This is a genomic window from Halorubrum aethiopicum, assembly GCF_001542905.1.
Taxonomy (GTDB): Archaea; Halobacteriota; Halobacteria; order Halobacteriales; family Haloferacaceae; genus Halorubrum; species Halorubrum aethiopicum.
Genome location: NZ_LOAJ01000001.1, coordinates 493,147 through 511,014 on the forward strand (window position 1 = coordinate 493,147; position 17,868 = coordinate 511,014).

General features: G+C 69.3%; 17 protein-coding genes. 6 read left to right on the forward strand and 11 right to left on the reverse strand.

What is annotated here, in order from left to right; translation table 11 throughout:
- Positions 1-72: 72 nt before the first annotated feature.
- Entirely contained in the window at positions 73-231 is a 159-nt protein-coding gene (locus AXA68_RS17010; RefSeq protein ID WP_198530011.1) for a DUF7317 family protein, read from the reverse strand.
- Between the two features lie 313 nt (positions 232-544).
- On the opposite strand from AXA68_RS17010, the gene AXA68_RS02410 reads away from it, so the two are divergent.
- Positions 545-1,633, forward strand: coding sequence for an anthranilate phosphoribosyltransferase (locus AXA68_RS02410; RefSeq protein WP_066412329.1), 1,089 nt, complete (start codon positions 545-547; stop codon positions 1,631-1,633).
- 146 nt (positions 1,634-1,779) lie between these two features.
- On the forward strand, positions 1,780-1,929 hold the full coding sequence (locus tag AXA68_RS17015) for a DUF7563 family protein (RefSeq protein ID WP_179234045.1): 150 nt from the start codon (positions 1,780-1,782) through the stop codon (positions 1,927-1,929).
- An 86-nt stretch (positions 1,930-2,015) separates the two neighbouring features.
- On the opposite strand, the gene AXA68_RS02415 is transcribed toward AXA68_RS17015, so the two are convergent.
- The 3 genes from AXA68_RS02415 to AXA68_RS02430 form a co-directional block, all read right to left on the reverse strand.
- The gene (locus tag AXA68_RS02415; protein WP_066412331.1) at positions 2,016-2,849 is read right to left on the reverse strand and encodes an NAD+ synthase; all 834 of its coding nucleotides are present in this window, start codon (positions 2,847-2,849) and stop codon (positions 2,016-2,018) included.
- A gap of 384 nt (positions 2,850-3,233) precedes the next feature.
- Positions 3,234-3,860 (reverse strand): NUDIX hydrolase, encoded by a 627-nt coding sequence (locus tag AXA68_RS02425; protein ID WP_066412335.1) that lies wholly within the window; start codon positions 3,858-3,860, stop codon positions 3,234-3,236.
- Complete coding sequence (locus AXA68_RS02430; RefSeq protein WP_066412337.1) at positions 3,857-4,246, reverse strand: hypothetical protein; 390 nt, start codon at positions 4,244-4,246, stop codon at positions 3,857-3,859. The genes AXA68_RS02425 and AXA68_RS02430 overlap by 4 nt, the downstream gene beginning before the upstream one ends.
- 106 nt (positions 4,247-4,352) lie before the next feature.
- Between AXA68_RS02430 and AXA68_RS02435 the strand changes: the two genes are divergently transcribed.
- The 3 genes from AXA68_RS02435 to AXA68_RS02445 all read left to right on the forward strand — a co-directional run bounded on the left by AXA68_RS02435 (position 4,353) and on the right by AXA68_RS02445 (position 7,810).
- Entirely contained in the window at positions 4,353-5,309 is a 957-nt protein-coding gene (locus tag AXA68_RS02435) for a DUF5787 family protein (RefSeq protein ID WP_066412339.1), read from the forward strand.
- A 616-nt stretch (positions 5,310-5,925) separates the two neighbouring features.
- Entirely contained in the window at positions 5,926-6,333 is a 408-nt protein-coding gene (locus AXA68_RS02440) for a CBS domain-containing protein (RefSeq protein ID WP_066412341.1), read from the forward strand.
- Between the two features lie 106 nt (positions 6,334-6,439).
- Positions 6,440-7,810 (forward strand): LLM class flavin-dependent oxidoreductase, encoded by a 1,371-nt coding sequence (locus tag AXA68_RS02445; protein WP_066412343.1) that lies wholly within the window; start codon positions 6,440-6,442, stop codon positions 7,808-7,810.
- A gap of 378 nt (positions 7,811-8,188) precedes the next feature.
- Here AXA68_RS02445 and AXA68_RS02450 read toward each other — a convergent pair whose 3' ends face one another.
- Entirely contained in the window at positions 8,189-8,662 is a 474-nt protein-coding gene (locus tag AXA68_RS02450) for a deoxyuridine 5'-triphosphate nucleotidohydrolase (protein WP_066412345.1), read from the reverse strand.
- Positions 8,663-8,862: 200 nt separating this feature from the next.
- On the opposite strand from AXA68_RS02450, the gene AXA68_RS02455 reads away from it, so the two are divergent.
- The gene (locus AXA68_RS02455) at positions 8,863-10,845 is read left to right on the forward strand and encodes an aconitate hydratase (protein WP_066412347.1); all 1,983 of its coding nucleotides are present in this window, start codon (positions 8,863-8,865) and stop codon (positions 10,843-10,845) included.
- Positions 10,846-11,015: 170 nt separating this feature from the next.
- Here the strand turns inward: AXA68_RS02455 and AXA68_RS02460 are convergent, their stop codons facing one another.
- From AXA68_RS02460 to AXA68_RS02485, 6 genes are all read right to left on the reverse strand, one after another.
- Positions 11,016-11,666 carry a 30S ribosomal protein S7 gene (locus tag AXA68_RS02460; RefSeq protein WP_066412350.1) on the reverse strand — a complete coding sequence of 217 codons (651 nt, stop codon included), beginning with the start codon at positions 11,664-11,666 and terminating at the stop codon, positions 11,016-11,018.
- Positions 11,663-12,091, reverse strand: coding sequence for a 30S ribosomal protein S12 (locus AXA68_RS02465; protein ID WP_004048726.1), 429 nt, complete (start codon positions 12,089-12,091; stop codon positions 11,663-11,665). Before AXA68_RS02465 ends, AXA68_RS02460 begins: the two co-directional genes overlap by 4 nt.
- Positions 12,092-12,379: 288 nt before the next feature.
- The gene (locus tag AXA68_RS02470) at positions 12,380-13,192 is read right to left on the reverse strand and encodes a DUF7537 family lipoprotein (RefSeq protein WP_066418320.1); all 813 of its coding nucleotides are present in this window, start codon (positions 13,190-13,192) and stop codon (positions 12,380-12,382) included.
- Positions 13,193-13,310: 118 nt separating this feature from the next.
- On the reverse strand, positions 13,311-13,730 hold the full coding sequence (locus AXA68_RS02475; RefSeq protein WP_066412351.1) for a NusA-like transcription termination signal-binding factor: 420 nt from the start codon (positions 13,728-13,730) through the stop codon (positions 13,311-13,313).
- Entirely contained in the window at positions 13,730-14,944 is a 1,215-nt protein-coding gene (rpoA2, locus tag AXA68_RS02480) for a DNA-directed RNA polymerase subunit A'' (protein ID WP_066412353.1), read from the reverse strand. Before rpoA2 ends, AXA68_RS02475 begins: the two co-directional genes overlap by 1 nt.
- Positions 14,937-17,864 carry a DNA-directed RNA polymerase subunit A' gene (locus AXA68_RS02485; RefSeq protein ID WP_066412355.1) on the reverse strand — a complete coding sequence of 976 codons (2,928 nt, stop codon included), beginning with the start codon at positions 17,862-17,864 and terminating at the stop codon, positions 14,937-14,939. The genes rpoA2 and AXA68_RS02485 overlap by 8 nt, the downstream gene beginning before the upstream one ends.
- Positions 17,865-17,868 lie beyond the last annotated feature (4 nt).

The window sequence follows — 17,868 nt, forward strand, 5'->3', positions numbered from 1 at the left end:
GTTACCAGGGGCCGCGCGTATCTACGGGTTTCGGAGCGCGGCCGTCGCTTCGATCGTGGGAACCGGAGCGCGTCAGTCGTCGGCGGGGGTCTCGGCGGAGGCCGGCGCGAACGCCCGCGCGCTCTCCTCGAGCTGTGCCGTCGAGCAGCCGCCGACGGTGGCGGCCTGCTCGAGCGTCAGCGTGCGGGAGCGATACAGCGTGAGTGCGGTCGCCACGGATTTGGACGTCATCGGGTACGATCGCCTACTGTCTGGACGCACATATAGTTCTAACGCATTTTTCGCCCTGGTGTAGTATCTCTAAACACATATTCTGTCGAAATACCACATAAATACTCTCAAAAGAGCCCATTCGATCCGTTCTGGTATGTGATCGGGTGTCATGGAGTCGCCGAGACCCGCTCCGGCGAGCGTCGGGTCGGCTCGGGCGCGCCGGGAGTCGGGAGCCGCTTCCCCGCTCGCATCGGGCTCCCGCTCCGCCCGCCGTTCCCGTCGCGTGGGAGTCGAGCGGGAGGCTTTTCGTTCGAGAACCCGAACGGCGCGTATGGCTCAGGCGACCCAGGAGTTCGGCGAGTGGCCCCTCAAACGGCTGATGACCGAGGTCTGCGGCTCCGGGCACAAGTCGGCGGACGACCTGACGCGTGCGCAGGCGACGGAGGCGTTCGAGCGCATCCTCGCGGGCGAGCCCGACCCGACGACGCTCGGGGCGTTCTGGCTCGCGAACCGCTGGAAGCGGAACACCCCGGAGGAGCTCGGCGCGTACGTCGACGTCATGTGCGAGCGCGTCGAGTACGCGGAGCCCGACTGTGACCCGGTCGACTGCGGCGCGAACTACGACGGAAAGGGCCGGACCGCGATCTTAGGCGTCGCGGCCGGGGCGGTCGCGGCCGCGGCGGGCACGCCCGTCGTCGTCCACTCCGGCGACCGCGTCCCCACCCAGAAGCAGGACGCGTACAAACACGTCCTCGACGAGCTGGGCGTCCACACCGAGTTGACGCCCTCGGATTCGGCCGACATGGTCGACGAGACCGGATTCGGCTTCTACTACCAGCCCGCGTTCAACCCCGCGATCGACGAGCTGTTCGAGCGCCGCGACATGATGGGCGTCCGGACGTTCGTCAACACTATCGAGACGCTCGCGAACCCCGCCGGCGCGTCGGTCCACCTCGGCTCCTTCTACCACCTCGCGTTCGCGAAGAAGGTGGTCGACACGTTCGTCGCGAGCGAGTTCCACGACCTCGACCGCGTCCTGATGTTCCAGGGAATGGAGGGGTACGACGACGTGCGGCCGGGGTACACCAAGGTCGCCGAGTGGGACGCGGAGGGCGACGACGCCGGCAGCGACGGCGCGTCCTTCGACGACTTCGAGATCGAGACCGCCGAGTACGGGATGGACCTCGAAGAGGCGGACCTCGCCGTCGACGACGTCGCCGCCGAGTCGGCCGCCGTCACCGAGGAAGTCCTGGCGGGCGAGCGCGACGGGGCGTTCGCCGACGCGGTCGCGGTCAACGCGGCGCTGCGGATCTACGCCCGCGAGGACGCGGACTCGATCGAGGAGGGCCTCGAGGCGGCGCGCGCGGCCATCGACGATGGCTCCGCGTACGAGGTCCTCGAGGCGCTCCGCGACTTCTGAGCGCGCGTCCGGGGCCGTCTTCGACCACTCGCGCGACCGCGCCGACCGATCCGGGTCGAATTTGGGACGGAATTCGGAAAGCCGTCTTGAGTCTCCGGACCCAAGGGAACGTGTACCGAACATGACCCACGATACCTCGCCACACCATGCCGACGTGTGAGCACTGTCAGGCGCACGTCTCCGAACGGTTCGTCCGGGTGTTCGCGGACGCTCGCGGCCGGATACACGCGTGTCCGAACTGCTCGGCGAACGCCGGGATCGCGGAGGTCGCGAAGGAACGGGCCCACGACGCCTGACCGTCGGAGAGGCGTACCCGTCCGCCGAGAGGCGTATCCGTCGCCGGATCGACCGCCGACCGACCCGCGAACCGTCCGCCGACCCGTTACCGCTCCGGTGCGGGCGGCATCGACCGCTTGTGCGCGCTTCGCTCGTACAGCTCGACGACCCGATCGACGGCCTCCTCGGGGAGATCCAGTTCTCGAACCGTCGCCGCCCGCGAGAGCCCGCCGTCGACGTGGACCGCGAGGATCGCGTCGACCGCGTCGTAGTCGAGGCCCATCTCCTCGGCGTCGGTCTGTCCCTCCCACATCCCGGCGGTCGGCTCCTGCATCACGAGGTCGCGGGGGACGCCGACGTGGGCGGCGAGCTGGCGCACCTGCTGTTTGTAGAGGTTGCCGATCGGGTTACAGTCGACGGCCTGGTCGCCGTACTTCGTGAAGTAGCCCGTCATCGCCTCCGCGCGGTTGCCCGTCCCGAGCACCACCCGGTCCTCCGCGTTGGCGACGAGGTAGTTCAGGACCGCGCGGGTCCGGACGTACACGTTTCCCGCCGCCGTCCGGTCCTCGGCGGCCTCGGGGAACGCCGCGAAGAAGGACTCCGCGATGGGCTGGATCTCCACCACGTCGTACTCGATGCCGAGGTCGTGAGCCACCCGCTCGGCGTCGCTCATCACGTCCGGGTCGTTCACCTCGGAGGGCATCGTGATCCCGTGGAGCCCGTCCTCGCCGAGCGCCTCGACCGCGAGGTGGGCGGTAAGCGTGGAGTCGATGCCGCCCGAGAGCCCGAGAACGGCCCCCTCAGCGCCCGCGTCGTCGACGAGGTCGGCGATGAACGAGACGATCCGCTCGCGCGCCTCCTCCAGTTCCGCCTCCGAGAGCCGCAGGTCGATCGGGGGATCCTCCGACAGCAACACTGACTGCTCCGGCGTCTGGCTCATGGAGGAAGGGTGGGGCCGAGACGACTAATAGCTCCCCGTTCCCGCATCGAACTGGACGTTCGTCGACTTTATATCTATCAGTGTGGCAGATTGATGACCGACACCCGATCGAAGCGATCGTATCGCGGTCGGCGCGCGCCTCCGAGCGCCCGACGGGCGCGAGGAGCCCGCGCGAGGTCGCCGGCGCGACGCGCCGGCTGCCGGAGAATCTCCGATTCTCGCTGGAGGCGGCGGCCCGGAGCGGCGTGCCCGCGACGGTCCGCCCGCCGAGGCTGGGGAGGCGTGAGGTGCGGTCGTAGAGCCGTCCGCGGTCGGGACCTCGGCGGCCGTCACCGCGTCGGCAACGACGCCCGACCCGCTCGCCCGACCCACGACGACGATCCGCTACTCCAACATCCCGTCGTGTTCGGCCAACAGCAACCCCTCCAGCGTCGCGTCGTTCGTCGGCGTCTCGCGCGCGATCGCGAGCGCCTCGTCGATCGGCACGGTCCGCGGGACGAGGAATTCATTGCTGTCGTGGTCGACGTCGACCGGCTCCAGTCCCTCCGCGAACACGTACCCCCGCCGGTGTCGCAACACGCCGGTCGAACACCACACCTCCTGGAGCAGCGTCGTCGACGAGGGGGAAAAGCCCGTCTCCTCGGCGAGCTCGCGGGCCCCCGCGGCGGTGTAGGACTCGCCGGGCTCGACGATCCCGGCCGGCAGCTCCAGCTGGGTGTTCCGCACCGTCGGGCGGTACTGCTCGACGAACAGGACCGCGTCGTCGGCGACCGCGACCACGACCGTCGCGGGCGGGAGCTCCGCCCAGTAGTAGTTCTTCTCCGTCCCGTCGGGCTGTTCGACCCGGTCGTATCCCCCGACGAACCAGCCGGGGTCGTACTCGACGGCGACCTCCCGGACCGGCCACTCCGGCTCGCCCGGCAGCGAGTGGAGCCGCCCGTCGGAAAAGGCCGCCAGGTCGCGGAGGTCGCTCGCGGGGCGCTCGTCGTCCGCGGGAGCGTCGTCGCTCATGTCGGAGACTGCGTCACCTCGACGTAATACGTTTCGCCGTCGCGCTCGACGCGAACGCCGCCGTCGGTGCTCGCCGCCGGCGCGCGCCGAACGAGCGCGTCCACCTCGTCGAACGGGGTGTGGGTGAACCACTCCTTCATGCCGTACGGGCCCGTCAGGTACGGCTCCGAGCGGCCGTCGTCGCTCGCGATCGCACCGGTCAAGAACGGGTAGCGCCGCTCGGAGAGGCCGGTGGCGTTCGCGGTCGGCTCGTCGGTCTCGATCGGCTCGGCGGTGAGGTAGTAGGGGTCGCCGCTCCCGAGGTAGCTCGGCAGCGCGCCCAGCGCCAGCAGCGCGAGCGCGACCACCGCGAGCGCGACGAGGAGGTTCCGCGTGACCGGGCGCATACGCGAGCTAGGAGGCGGCGTCGAATACGGGTTTCGGCCGCGGACGGGCGTGGTCGAACCCGCCACCGGCCGACGCGCTTTAGCGCTCGGCGACCCTCCCCCAGACATGGAGTTCCGGTTCGAGCTGGCCCTCTGTGCGGCCCTCGAGTCGTCCGACCGCGTGGTCGCCCGACAGCTCGGCGCGGGCGTGACGCGACCGGGCGCGCGGATCGTCGACGTCTGCGTGCTGACGCCGGGGCCGGGTTTCGACGCGCGGACCGGCCTGACGCCCGACCGGATCCCGGACGCGGCGATCGAGGCGCGCGTCGGCCCCGGCGAGGCGGTCCCGATCGCCGACGCGTTCGACCTCCCGCCGGAGCGGGCGAACGCGGTCGCCGACGCCGCCGTCGAGGCCGGCTACCTCGAGCGCGAGCGCCGCGGCGGGCGGCCGGTCGTGCGCGCGACCGCCCGCTACCCCGACGACTGGGTCGGGTCGCTGACCGCGATCGAGAACAAGCCCGACCTCGGGACGCCCGGCGACCTGGCGGCCCAGCTCCGGTACGACGCCGCGCTCGGGCTCTTCGATCGGGTCGTGCTCGCGACCGCCTCCTACGTCACCCGCGCGCACCTCAACCGGATCCCCGACCCGGTCGGCGTCTGGCGGTTCGACCCGGAGACGGGCGAGCGCGAGGTGGTCCGGGAACCGATCCCACTCGACCCCGACGCGCCGGGCGTCGAGATCCGCGAGGAGCGGTCGCTCCGGACCGACGTCGCGCTCGTCTCTCCGGGGGCGAAGGCGCGGAAGCGCCGCCGGATCGCGGAGCGCGCCTACGGGAAGGGATGGCGACCGGAGCCGCCGGCGTGCGCACACGCGACGGCCACCGACGACGGTCGACCCTACTGCGAGCGGTTCGACCGCGTCGTCGATCCGGGTCGCGAGTGCGGCCCCGGCTGTCCCGAACGCGACCCCGCCGACCCGCCGCCGCTCGGCCGCGACCGCCTCCGCGACGAGCGGACGGCGTGGGTCGCGGACCCCGACGGCGACGGCCCGCGCAGGCAGTCGGGGCTCTCCCGATTTCGGTGAGGCAGCTCGGTTGAAACACCCAGCAGGCGATACGTTCTATCCTGGAGCGGTCAGGACGGGCAAAGGAGTGAGCGATCGCCCGAGCGGTGGCGCGCCGGTGAGTGCCCGAAGGGCACGAACCCGACCGCGAGGGACGCGGTGAGCGCTCGGAGAGCGCGAACCGCGAGGCTGGGGAGGCGTGAGGTGCGGTTGCGGGGCTGTGCGGGGTGGGACTCAAAGGGGCAGCCGCGAGGGCGAAGGCGGCCGACGTAAGAACCGCAGGGAGCGAGTGAAACGAGCGACTGAGGAGCGTGGTTCGAGACGCCGGAGGCGTCTCGTCATCACGAAAGGCGCGAAGCGCCTTTCGAACGACAACGAGGCCCCCGAGTCCTCGCGGCTGGGGCTTTGAACTGGGTCTCGACAGTCGTGTCCACCGCGCCAGCAACGATCCTCTTCTATCCATCAGATTCTCTCACGAAACCCCCGTACCACTAGCAACCTTCAGCGATCGACGGTTCCGAACGAACCCGGATCCAAGAAGGGGCGTCTCGACGACAACCGCGTCCGTCGAGACTCGACTCGATCGCCCGTCTCCAGTCGTGAGAACGCTTATACGGCAACGGAGGGATTCACGGGTATGAACGGAATCGAAGACGTCTTCGTCGCCCGGCTGATGACGACCGACCTCCACACCGTGACCCCTGACACGCTCGTCGAGGACGCCGCGGCCGTCCTGCTCGACAACGACATCAGCTCCGCGCTCGTCGTCGAGGACGGCCGGCTGGTCGGGATCCTCACCACCACCGACTTCGTCGAGATCGTCGCGAAGAGCCAGCCCAAAGCCGAGACGACGGTCGAACGCTACATGACCTCGGACCCGATCACGGCGGACGCACAGGACGCCGTCTCCGCGGTCGCCGCCACCATGATCGACCACGGGTTCCACCACGTCCCGGTCGTCGACGACGAGGGGACGCCCATCGGGATCATCACCACCTCCGACTTCGCGGCGTACGTCTCCAGCTCCTCGCCGCTCGCGTCGTAGGCGACGCGGTCCGGTCACTCGTTCGGCCCCTCGCGCCCGCGTCCGCGAAATCGTCAAGATACACCCCTTCCTCGGGGGTATTACCGGTGGCGTCCCAACGGGAACCGTGAGCGACCACCTACACCTCAACCTCTTCACGATGGCCTCCGTCGAGCACGTCTCGCCGGGGTCGTGGACGTATCCCGGCGACCGCTCGCCCGAGTACACCGACACGGAGTACTGGACCGAGGTCGCCCGCACCGCCGAGCGCGGCGGCTTCGACGCGGTGTTCTTCGCCGACGTCCGCGGGATCTACGACGTGTACGGCGGCGACCGCGAGACCGCGGTCGAGCGCGCGGTCCAGACGCCGGCGAGCGACCCGCAGCTCGTCGTCCCCGCGATGGCCGCCGTCACCGACGAGCTGGGCTTCGCCGTCACGCGCTCGACGACCTACACCCATCCCTACCAGCTCGCCCGCGAGTTCTCGACGCTCGACCACCTCACCGACGGCCGGATCGCGATCAACGTCGTCACCTCCTATCTGGAGTCGGCCGCCGAGAACCTCGGGCTCGAGGAACGGATGGAGAAGGGCGAGCGGTACGACCGCGCCGACGAGTTCCTCGACGTCTGTTACGCGCTGTGGGAGGAGTCGTGGGCCGACGACGCCGTCGAGCGCGACCGCGACGCCGGGCGGTACACGGACCCCGAGAAGGTCCACACGATCGACCACGAGGGCGAGCACTTCTCCGTGCCCGGCCCGCACGGCTGTGAGCCCTCGCCGCAGCGGACGCCGGTCGTCTACCAGGCCGGCTCGTCGGACCGCGGCCGGGAGTTCGCGGCCGCCAACGCGGAGGCGGTGTTCGCGAGCCAGCCGACCGAGGAGGGCGTCCGCGAGTACATGGAGGACGTGAAGGCGCGCGCGGCCGAACACGGGCGCGACCCCGAGAGCCTCCAGTTCTTCATCGGCGTCGTCCCGATCGTCGGCGAGACCGAGGCGGCCGCCGAGCAGAAACACGAGCGGTACCGCGACCACGTCGACGTCGAGGCGACGCTCGCGCTCCTCTCGGGCTTCCTCGACATGGACCTGTCCGATCTCGATCCCGACCGGAAGGTCGAACACATCGAGACCGACGCGATCCAGGGGACGATGAACGCGTTCACCCGCTCACAGCCCGACCGCGAGTGGACGGTCCGGGAGGTCGCGGAGTTCTGCGGGCTCGGGACCACGTCGCCGACGATCGTGGGCACGGCCGAGGACGTGGCCGACGAGCTGGCGTACTGGCACGAGGAGGTCGGCGTCGACGGCTTCAACGTGAAGGAGGTGGTCCGGCCCGACTCGCTCGTCGACTTCGTCGACCTCGTCGTCCCCGAACTGCGCGAGCGCGGGCTCCTCTCTCCCGCGGATGCCGACTCGCCGGGCGACACCCTCCGCGAGCGACTCCACGGCGAGCCGGGGCCTCGACTCCGCGCGGACCACCCCGCACGCTCGTCCGAGTGAGGGGACCGTCGGCGGATCGGCGTCAGCGACCCCTATCGTCGCCCCGATCGACGTTTCGACCCGCGCCGCCGGTCGACGTGTCGGCCCGCGCCGCCGGTCGACGTGTCGGCCCGCGCCGCCGGTCGATGTTCCGACCCGCGTTGGCGTCCGGATCGCCAGGTTCCTCATGGTTATTAAGTAAACAGCTATCGTTAACACGTCGTATCTGCCGCCCCCGGCACCGTTAAGTGGTTCACGCGTCAGACACCAGATGACGCTTCGCTTGGAGGGCCGAAGCGTCAGCGGGGACCTACTGAACGACCCCGCGTGCCACCTTTTGTCGGCACGCGGGGTCGTTCGTTCCTTTCGAACCGCGAGCTACAGCCGCGTAACCGTCGTTTAGAGCCCCTCGGACTGGTAGTCGCCGTCGTACGTCCCGTCGTGGTCCGCGCGCGCGAGCACCAGCTGGGCGATCCGCGCGCCGGGTTCGACCTCGAGCGGGTGGCCGACGTCGAGCCGCCCCTCGCCGACGCCCTCGTAGCCGGCGTCCCAGACGGCCGTATCGAGCGTACACGAGTTGCGGAGCAGCGTCGACCGCGGGAGCACGAACCCGACGTGCCCCTCCGGGATCCGGACCGGCTCGCCGTACCGGACGACGTAGGTACCGCGCTCGAGTCGATACGCGCCGTCGGCGACCGCGACCTCCTCCCGGTCGCCGACGCGTTTCCCGTCTCGACCGATCCGGCCCGCTTCGGCCTGTCGGAAGACGGCCCCCGCCGTGAGGTCGACCCCGTTCGGCTGTCGCTGTTCCGGCTCGAGCGTCGCGCCCGCGGCCTCCAGGGCGGCCGCGACGAACTCCCCCGATTCGAACATGTCACTCCGGAGCCGCGGCGGGGGCAAAACCGTGTCGTCCGCGCGTCGCGAACGTCGAGAGACCCCGCCGACCGCCTCCCGTTCGGTGTGTCATCACGGCCGCGTTCGCCCAATTCTTGCTGGATCCGGCGGTTCCACACGGACGATCCGGCGGAACACTCGCGGGTTTTATATTCACGGGACGGCCATCTTCGACCGATATGGGAAAGACGATTACGGAGAAGATCCTCGACGATCACCTCGTCGAGGGCGAGCTGACTCCCGGAGAGGAGATCGGCATCGACATCGACCAAGTGCTCACACAGGACACCACGGGGACGATGGTCTGGCTCCAGTTCGAGGCGCTCGAGCTCGACGAGGTCCAGACCGAACTCGCCGCGCAGTACTGTGACCACCAGACGTACCAGTTCGACTTCAAGAACACCGACGACCACCGCTTCCTCCGCTCGGCCGCCGGCACCTACGGCGCGTACTTCTCCCGGCCCGGCAACGGCATCTGCCACCAGGTCCACAAGGAGAACTTCGCCGCGCCCGGCAAGACGCTGCTCGGCTCCGACTCGCACACCCCGACGCCCGGCGGGCTGGGCCAGCTCGCGATCGGCGCGGGCGGGCTCGACATCGCCGTCGCGATGGGCGGCGGCCCCTACTACGTCGAGATGCCCGAGGTCGTCAACGTCCACCTCGAGGGCGAACTCCCCGAGTGGGCGACCGCGAAGGACGTCGCGCTCCACCTGCTCGGCGAGCTGACCGTCAAGGGCGGCGTCGGCAAGATCTTCGAGTACACCGGCCCCGGCGCGGAGAAGCTCACCATCCCCGAGCGGACGACGATCACGAACCTCGGCACCGAACTGGGCGCCACCTCCTCGATCTTCGGCACCGACGAGAAGACGAGAGACTGGCTCGCGCGCCAGGACCGCGAGGAGGAGTTCGTCGAGCTCGAACCCGACGAGGACGCCGAGTACGCCGAGACGATCGAGGTCGACCTCGACGAGCTCGAGCCGCTCGTGGCCGCGCCGTCGATGCCCGACAACGTCGCCCCCGTGAGCGAGTACGAGGGCACCGACGTCGAGCAGGTCATCATCGGCTCCTGTACGAACGGCGCCTACGAGGACATCCTCCCGAGCGCGAAGATGCTCGAGGGCCGCGAGGTCGACAGGGGGACCGAGATGATCGTCGCGCCCGGCTCCAAGCAGGCCTCCGAGATGCTGGCCCGCGAGGGGTGGACCGCGGAGATGATGGCGGCCGGCGTCAACTTCTCCGAGGCGACGTGCGGTGCCTGTATCGGCATCGGCCACGTGCCCGCCTCCGACTCCGTCTCGCTGCGCACCTTCAACCGTAACTTCGAGGGCCGCTCCGGCATCGAGGACGACTCCGTCTTCCTCTGTTCGCCCGAGGTCGCCACCGCGGCGGCGATCACCGGCGAGATCGTCGACCCGCGCGACCTGGCCGACGAGCTCGGCGACCTCGAGGCCCCCGGCCTCGAGATGGGGACGAAGTACGGTCCCGGGATGGGGAGAGACGACTCCGACATCATCTCGCCCGACGAGGCCATCGACGACGGCCTCGTCAAGGGGCCGAACATCGGCGACGTGCCGATCAAGGACGGGATCGACGTGGACGGCGGCGAGGCCCTCCTCAAGATGGAGGATAACATCACCACCGACCACATCATCCCGGCGACGGCGGACATCCTGAAGTTCCGCTCGAACATCGAGAAGCTCTCGGAGTTCACGCTCTCGCGCGTCGACGACACGTTCGCGCAGCGCGCGCTCGACGCCGACGGCGGCGTCCTCGTCGCCGGCGAGAACTACGGACAGGGCTCCTCGCGCGAACACGCCGCCCTCTGTCCGATGTACCTCGGCATCGAGGCCGTCTTCGCGCAGAGCTTCGCGCGGATCCACAAGGCGAACCTGTTCAACTTCGGGATCGTCCCGCTCGCCATCGACGCGGAGACGTACGAGAAGATCGACCAGGGCGACGACATCGAGATCGTCGACGACGTGCCCGCGGGCGTCGACTCCGGCCAGACGGAGTTCACCGCACGCGTCAACGGCGACTGGGAGTTCACCGCCGAGCTCGACGCCTCCGAGCGCGAGCGCGACATCCTCGCGGCCGGCGGCAAGCTCTCGTGGGTCAAACAGCAGCACGACGGCGGCTCCGACGCCGCTCCCGCCGACGACTGAACGCGGAGCCGCGCTCCGGGTTCTCCGTTTCTCTCCTCTCTTTCGTCCGTTCCCCCGAGCGACCGCTCTCCGTGATCGTCGACGGGAGTACGTCTCCACGGCGCGGCCGCTCACGGTTTCGAGAACTCGAGAAATGGAACGAAAAACCGCCCGTCGCTCGGTCGCCCGCGTCAGCGGGCCGCAGCGGCGACGCGCTCGCGCTCCTCCTTCTGTGAGATGGAGTAGGAGGCGTTGGCGTCGTAGTCGGCGGCCGCGATCAGCTCGTTCGCGAGCGCCTCGGCGGCCGAGGTGCTGGATTTGTACGTCGCGTTCGCGACGCCGTCGGAGATGAACAACAGCGCCTGGTCGACGCGGCGCTGGGGCGCGACGTCGACGGCCTTCGGGACGGAGATCCCGCCGTACTTCAGGCGGACCGTCTCCTCGCGGGGCGCGGCGTTCTCGACGGCGCGCACGAGGATCTGGACCGGGTTCTCCTCGGTGCGCTCGTGAATCACGTCGAACGCGTCACGGACGATCCGGGTGGTCTGCTGTTTCTTGCCCGTGTTCTCGTCGGTCTGCATCAGCCGGTTGATCAGCCGCTCGACGAGCGAGATCTCGCTCTTCTGGAACTGCTTGGACGCGTGTCGCCCCATCGTGTGGGCGATCGGCGTCACCGTCATGTACCGCTTCGTCGAGGGGTCCTCGTAGGCGATCTCGGTGACGTCCCAGACGCCGAACAGCTCCGCGTTCTCGTTGGCGGCCTCGCTGGCGGCGGGCGCGTCCGGTTCGGGCTCGTCGGCGGCGACGTCCGCGTCGTCCGCCTCGACTTCCTCCCCGCTCATCGGACGGGTTTCTCCGCGTTGCCGCGAACCAGTTCGATCATCGACACGCCGTTGACCTTCTCGACCTTGTAGTTGACGCCGGAGAGGTCGCCCATCGCGCGACCCTTCGCGCCGCCGATGCCGGCGATCGTGACCTCGTCGTGCTCGTCGATGAAGGAGATCGCGCCGTCGCCGGGACAGAAGGCCGTGACCTGCTTCCCGTTCTTGATGAGCTGAACCCGGACGCACTTCCGGATCGCCGAGTTCGGTTGCTTCGCCTCGATCCCGACCTTCTCTAAGACGATCCCGCGGGCCTGCGGGGCGCCCTCGAGGGGGTCGGACTTCTTCTTGAGCCCGCGCTCTCGCCGAGCGTACTCGGAGTCGGACCAGCGGCGCTTCTGCCGGTCCTGTTTGAGCTTACGGGCGGCATATTTGCCGTTCGCCATCGTACGCTGTCTTCCCGACGGAGCTACTTAAGCGTCGTCTTTCCGCCCGGAGAAACGCGCGCAGAACGCTCGAGCGGTACCTCTCGGCGGATCTGCGTGCGTTTCGCCGATCGATCCGGATGAGAACGACGGGCGCTCCCGACCGCTGAACCGATAAGCCTCCCTGAGAGCCCGTCGTTGCCCCGGCGATCGACTACATCGTCGACCCCGCCTCGCTCCGTCGTTCACGCCTCGCTCCGTCTTCCCCGCCTCATCCCGCCGCTTCCGTCTCAGCCCGCCGCTCCCCTCTCATCCCGCCGTCTCCTCGCGCGCCGTCTCGACCCAGTCGGGTACCGGGACCGTCGCGCCCCGGTCGCGGTACGCGATGTCGACCTCGACGATCGCGGTCCCGTCGTCGTGTGGCCCCTCCCACGACTGTTCGACGCGCGGGACGAACCCCGACTCGAACACGTGGGCGGTCGCCGACGCCGTCTCGACGGTCGCCGGAACGTCCCGATCGCCGTCGAACGACTCGGAGACGAACCGGGCGGTCGCTCGCCCGTCGACCTCTCCTTCCCCGTCCGTCTTCGGGTCCCAGTTCCCGAGTCCCGCGTACGTCGTCTCGCCCGAGTCGTCGCTCCCTTGCGGTACCCGGATCCCCACGCGCGCCTCGGAGCGAAGCGCCGCCTCGAAGTCGTCGGCCGACCGGTCGACCGCCTGCCGGCCGTACCGCACGTTCTCGCCGGTCCGCTCGCGGATCAGCGCCTCGCCGTCCGCGACGTACCGCTCGAACACCTCCCGCACCTCGGTCCCGGTCAGTTCCTGTCTCACGTACCACCGGCCGTTCTCGAGGTCGTAGCTCGACTCGTACTCCTGTGTGGGGAGCCACGGGCTCGGATCTCCCTCGCCGTCGTAGGTCGTCTCCGCCGTCGAGAGGAGCGTCACCCCGCCCGACTCGACGGCCGACTCGACGTGGCTCTCGGCCAGCGTCGCGACGTCGAGCCCGTCGCCCTCGCGCCAGGCGGCGTCCGGGAAGGGACCGTCGGCGCTCCCGCCGAGACATCCCGCGAGGCCGACGCCGGCGACCGTGCCGACCGCCGTGAGAACCCGTCGTCTGTTCACGTGCCGTCCGTTCATACTCGCCCGTGGCGGCGAATCGGAAAAAGCCCGCCGAAGGTGACGGGCGACCGGAGCCGACGGGAGCGCTCCGCGACCACGGTCGGCTCCGATACAGGTCGGATCAGGTCAGTTGGACGTCGTCGATGTCGTGGTGACGCTTCGCCAGCGTCCGCGCGGTCTCGATGTTCCGGCCGTCCGCGCCGATCGCGACGCCGCGGTCCGGTTCGGGAACCTCCACGTACGCGACCCGGTCGTTCTGCTCCGAGACGGTCACCGCGTTGACCGCCGCCGGCGCGAGCGCGCTCGCGACGAACGCCTCCGCCGTGTCCGCGTCCTCGACGAGGTCGATCGACTTGCCGAGGTCCCGCTCGGCCGCCTCGACGGTCTCGCCGGCCTGGCCGATCGCCGCGGCCATCTCGCCGGCCGGGAGGAGAAAGACGAGCCGGTCGCCCTCCACGAGGCAGTCCTTCGGCGCCACGCCGGTCAGCTCGTCGAACCGGCCGATGTAGCGCCGCGCCTCGTCGGAGAGCTCGACGCGCATTAGTCGTCGCCCACGACGCGCGATCCCATGCGGAGGTCGACGTCGCCGGTCCCGATCGAGATCGGCTTGCCCGCGATGACGTTCTCGATGACGCCGTCGAGCTCGTCGTACTCGCCGTGAACCGCCGCGTCGAGCAGATGGTTGACCGTCACCTCGAACGCCGCGCGCGCGAGCACGGAGTCCTTCGAGCCCGAGATCCCGTGGCGGCCGATCGACTCGATCTCGCCGTTGTTCGTCATGATGTCCGCGACGAGCATGAGATGCCGGACGTTCACGTCGTCGAGCCCCTGCTCTTCGAGCGTGTTCTTCGTCTCGTCGATGATCGTCTCACGGGCCGCCTCGACCCCGAGGTTCCGGTAGATCTCGTGGATGTTGTTACACGTCGTCCGCGAGGCGTCGACACCCTCGATCTCGAGGACGTCGCCGAAGGCCGACCCCTCGGTGTAGAGGACGAACTCCTCGCCGCCCTCGAGCTGCTCTTTGCGGATGACGACGCGCTCGACCTCCTCGATCCCCTTGAAGACGATGTCGCGGAGCCGCTCGACGAGCTGGAGCAGCTCGCGGTAGCTCGGCTCGTTGGGGCCGAACTCGATCACGGTGCCCGCCTGCCGGGCGTCGACGCCGAGCGAGTCCTCGATCGTCTCCGTGATGATCTCGGCGACCTCGGTGGGGTCGGAGTGGGTCGGCCACCGCTCGAGGAGGGTGTCGTCGTTGAGGTCGATCCGGACCAGCATGTCGGCGACGTTCGTGGAGACGTCCCCGAGCGCTAAGATCCGCGTCGACTCGATGGACCAGACGACCTCGTGGGCGCGCTCGCGGTCGGTCGCGTACTCGCCCTCGAGGTGGACCGTCATCATCGGCGTGTCCGGCGTCTTCCGGGCGTCCACCAGCTCGATGAGCCGCGGGAGCCCCTGCGTGACGTCGATCTCCGCGACGCCGGCGTAGTGGAAGGTGTTCATCGTCATCTGCGTGCCGGGTTCCCCGATCGACTGCGCGGAGACGGTCCCGACGGGCTCGAGCGGGTCCACGCGGGTCTCGATGTAGCGGTTCTCGACGCCGGTGACGATGTCCGTCGCCTGCTCGATCGAGATCTCGCCGTGCTCGTCGGCCTTCGCCTCCAGCGTCTCGTACACCTTCGTCTTCAGCCGCTTCGGGAGCTCCGTCGCCTCCACGACGGCCTCCATGTCGTCGGTGACGTGCTCGTACTCAGTCATCCGACTCCACCCCCAGCTCGTCCGCCTTGTTCAGGCCCGGACCGGCGTGCTCCGAGAGGTTCGTCGGCGGCGCGCGCTCGCCGAGGAACCGCTCCTTCTCGTCGTCGGAGTCGAACTCCGACTCGAGGACGCGGTCGGCGATGCCGTCGACGTCGATGCCGTCGCCCTCGCCGGAGGAGACCTTGATCGGCGAGGTGCCGTCCTCGCCGAACTCGAACTGGACGATCCGCCCGGAGGTGTCCCGGACGGTGCCGTCGTACTGCGCCTCCAGCTCGGAGAGCGCGTTGATGAGCCGCCGCTGGAGGTAGCCGGACTTCGAGGTCCGGACCGCCGTGTCGACGAGCCCCTCGCGGCCGCCCATCGCGTGGAAGAAGAACTCCTCGGGCGTGAGCCCGCCGCGGTAGGAGTTCTCCACGAAGCCGTGCGCCTCCGCGGAGAGGTCGTCCGCCTCGTAGTGGGCGAGCGTGCGGTCCTCGTAGCCGCGGTTGATCCGCTCGCCGCGAACCGCCTGCTGGCCGACGGAGCCGGCCATCTGCGTGAGGTTGAGCATCGATCCCCGCGCGCCGGAGCGGGCCATCACGACCGCCGGGTTGTCGTCGCCGAAGTGCTGGTCGGCGATCTCGCCGGCGGAGTCGCGGGCCTTCCCGAGCGTCTGCATGATCTTCATCTCCAGCGTCTCGTCGACGCCCCGGCCGGGAAGCGACTCCAGCTCGCCGGCCCGGTACGTCTCGATCAGCTCGTTGACGCGGTCGTACGCGCTGCCGATCGCCTCGTCGACCTGCTCTTCGGCCTCCGGCGGGATCGACTCGTCGTCGATCCCGATCGAGAAGCCGAAGTGCATGATCGCCCGCATCGCGAGCGAGGCGATCTCGTTGATGAAGACGCGAGCGCGCGTCTCGCCGTACTGCTTGGTGAGGGTGTCGACGACCTCGCCGCCGAACGCCCCGACGGCGTCCTCGTCTATCGTCCCCTCGACGAGCTGACCGCCCTCGATGACGACGGCGTCGCCGGTCGAGGAGGTGAACTCGAGCGTGAGGTCGTCGGGCAGAAGCTCCGAGAAGAGCGTCCGGCCGGTCCAGAACTCCCGGCCGTCGTCGTCGACCCCGTCGGCCTCGGGCAGCTCGTCCACCCGCGTCGCCCGGAGCAGGTCGAGCGCCTGCGTCTCCGTGAACTCGGGGTTGGCGTGGGTGAGCAGGTACGTCCCGGAGATGTGGTCCTGGATCGCGCCGATGATGTTCCCGCCGAACCGGGGCGAGAGGATCTGCTCTTGGACGCGCATGAGCACGCGCGCCTCGGCGCGTGCCTCCTCGTTCTGGAGCGCGTGCATGTTCATCTCGTCGCCGTCGAAGTCGGCGTTATACGGCGGACAGACGACGGTGTTGAGCCGGAACGTCTTGTACGGCATCACGACCACCTCGTGGGCCATGATCGACATCCGGTGGAGCGACGGCTGCCGGTTGAAGATCACGATGTCCCCGTCGACGAGGTGGCGGTTCACCTCCCAGCCGGCCTCGACCTTCTCCGCCAGCTCCTCGCAGTTCTTCTCGGTCACCTTCAGCCGGCGGCCGTCGGGACGGCGCACGTAGTTCGCGCCCGGGTGCGCCTCGGGGCCGTTCCGGACGTACTGGCGCGCGTCGTCGACGTTGCGCTCGGTGACGTTGAGCGTCTGGGTCATCTCCTTGGCCACGCGGTCGGGGACGCCCACCTCGTTCAACGAGAGCGTGGGGTCCGGCGAGATGACGGTCCGCGCCGAGAAGTTGACGCGCTTGCCGGAGAGCGACCCGCGGAATCGGCCCTCCTTCCCCTTCAGCCGCTGTGAGAGGGTCTTGAGGGGGCGACCCGAGCGGTGTCGCGCCGGCGGCGTCCCGCTGATCTCGTTGTCGACGAAGGTGGTGACGTGGTACTGTAACAGCTCCCAGAGGTCCTCGATGATCAGCTGGGGGGCACCCGCCTCGCGGTTCTCCATGAACCGCTGGTTGATGCGGATGATGTCGACGAGCTTGTGGGTGAGGTCGTCCTCGGAGCGCTGGCCGTTGTCCAGCGTGATGGAGGGGCGGGTGGTGACCGGCGGCACCGGCAGCACCGTCAGGATCATCCACTCCGGTCGGGAGTGTTCGGCGTCGATGCCGAGCACCTCGAGGTCCTCGTCGGGGATGTCCTCGAACCAGTCGCGGACGTCCGAGGGCATCAGCTTGTTCATGTCCTCCTCCGTGAGGTCGATGTCGAGTGCCTTCTCGATGGCGCGGCGGTCCTCCTTGCGCGGACGGAACTCGCCCGCCATGATCTCGTTTATCCGCTCGAGGGAGATGTCCGTCTTCTCGGCCAGCTCCTGCGGGGAGGTGCCGGGGTCGTCCGCCTCCTCGTCGGGCTGCATCGCGGCCGCGATGTGCTCGGAGTAGTCGCCCGAGAGCACGTCCTGGACCTCGTAGTAGGTCGTCGGCTTCTCGTGTTTGATGTCCGCCTGCGGCTCGCCGCAGTAGGGACACGTCGACGCCTTCCGGGCCTGCCGGACGGCCGCCTTCAACACGTCGTGGGGGTCCTCGCCGAGCTCCTCGGCGCGCTCCAGCCGCTCTCCGAACTCCTCGCGTTCCGCCTCCGTGAGCGCCAGCTTCCCGCACTCGCGACACGTCGACCGCAGCAGCCGACGGATGAGTTTCGTGAAGCCGACGTGGATGACGGGGGCGGCCAGCTCGATGTGGCCGAAGTGGCCGTTACACGACCCGGAGTGGGAGCCGCAGGTCCGACACTCCAGTCCGGGGTCGATGACGCCGAGCCGCGGATCCATCAGCCCCATGTCGATCGGGTAGCCGTCGTCGTCGTACGTGTCCGCGGTGATCACCTTCGTGGCCGACATGTCCCGGTACGTCTCCGGGTCCATGAGGCCGAAGTCGATCCCGCCGAGCACCTTCGGTGTTTGCATTGAC

What these genes read in the sequence shown, in the direction of transcription:
- AXA68_RS17010 (WP_198530011.1), bottom strand. Translation starts at nt 231, where the DNA reads ATGACGTCCAAATCCGTGGCGACCGCACTCACGCTGTATCGCTCCCGC.
- AXA68_RS02485 (WP_066412355.1), bottom strand. Translation starts at nt 17,864, where the DNA reads ATGCAAACACCGAAGGTGCTCGGCGGGATCGACTTCGGCCTCATGGAC.
- AXA68_RS02430 (WP_066412337.1), bottom strand. Translation starts at nt 4,246, where the DNA reads ATGCGCCCGGTCACGCGGAACCTCCTCGTCGCGCTCGCGGTGGTCGCG.
- rpoA2 (WP_066412353.1), bottom strand. Translation starts at nt 14,944, where the DNA reads ATGACTGAGTACGAGCACGTCACCGACGACATGGAGGCCGTCGTGGAG.
- AXA68_RS02450 (WP_066412345.1), bottom strand. Translation starts at nt 8,662, where the DNA reads ATGTTCGAATCGGGGGAGTTCGTCGCGGCCGCCCTGGAGGCCGCGGGC.
- AXA68_RS02415 (WP_066412331.1), bottom strand. Translation starts at nt 2,849, where the DNA reads ATGAGCCAGACGCCGGAGCAGTCAGTGTTGCTGTCGGAGGATCCCCCG.
- AXA68_RS02435 (WP_066412339.1), top strand. Translation starts at nt 4,353, where the DNA reads ATGGAGTTCCGGTTCGAGCTGGCCCTCTGTGCGGCCCTCGAGTCGTCC.
- AXA68_RS02425 (WP_066412335.1), bottom strand. Translation starts at nt 3,860, where the DNA reads ATGAGCGACGACGCTCCCGCGGACGACGAGCGCCCCGCGAGCGACCTC.
- AXA68_RS02455 (WP_066412347.1), top strand. Translation starts at nt 8,863, where the DNA reads ATGGGAAAGACGATTACGGAGAAGATCCTCGACGATCACCTCGTCGAG.
- AXA68_RS02460 (WP_066412350.1), bottom strand. Translation starts at nt 11,666, where the DNA reads ATGAGCGGGGAGGAAGTCGAGGCGGACGACGCGGACGTCGCCGCCGAC.
- AXA68_RS02440 (WP_066412341.1), top strand. Translation starts at nt 5,926, where the DNA reads ATGAACGGAATCGAAGACGTCTTCGTCGCCCGGCTGATGACGACCGAC.
- AXA68_RS02475 (WP_066412351.1), bottom strand. Translation starts at nt 13,730, where the DNA reads ATGCGCGTCGAGCTCTCCGACGAGGCGCGGCGCTACATCGGCCGGTTC.
- AXA68_RS02465 (WP_004048726.1), bottom strand. Translation starts at nt 12,091, where the DNA reads ATGGCGAACGGCAAATATGCCGCCCGTAAGCTCAAACAGGACCGGCAG.
- AXA68_RS17015 (WP_179234045.1), top strand. Translation starts at nt 1,780, where the DNA reads ATGCCGACGTGTGAGCACTGTCAGGCGCACGTCTCCGAACGGTTCGTC.
- AXA68_RS02410 (WP_066412329.1), top strand. Translation starts at nt 545, where the DNA reads ATGGCTCAGGCGACCCAGGAGTTCGGCGAGTGGCCCCTCAAACGGCTG.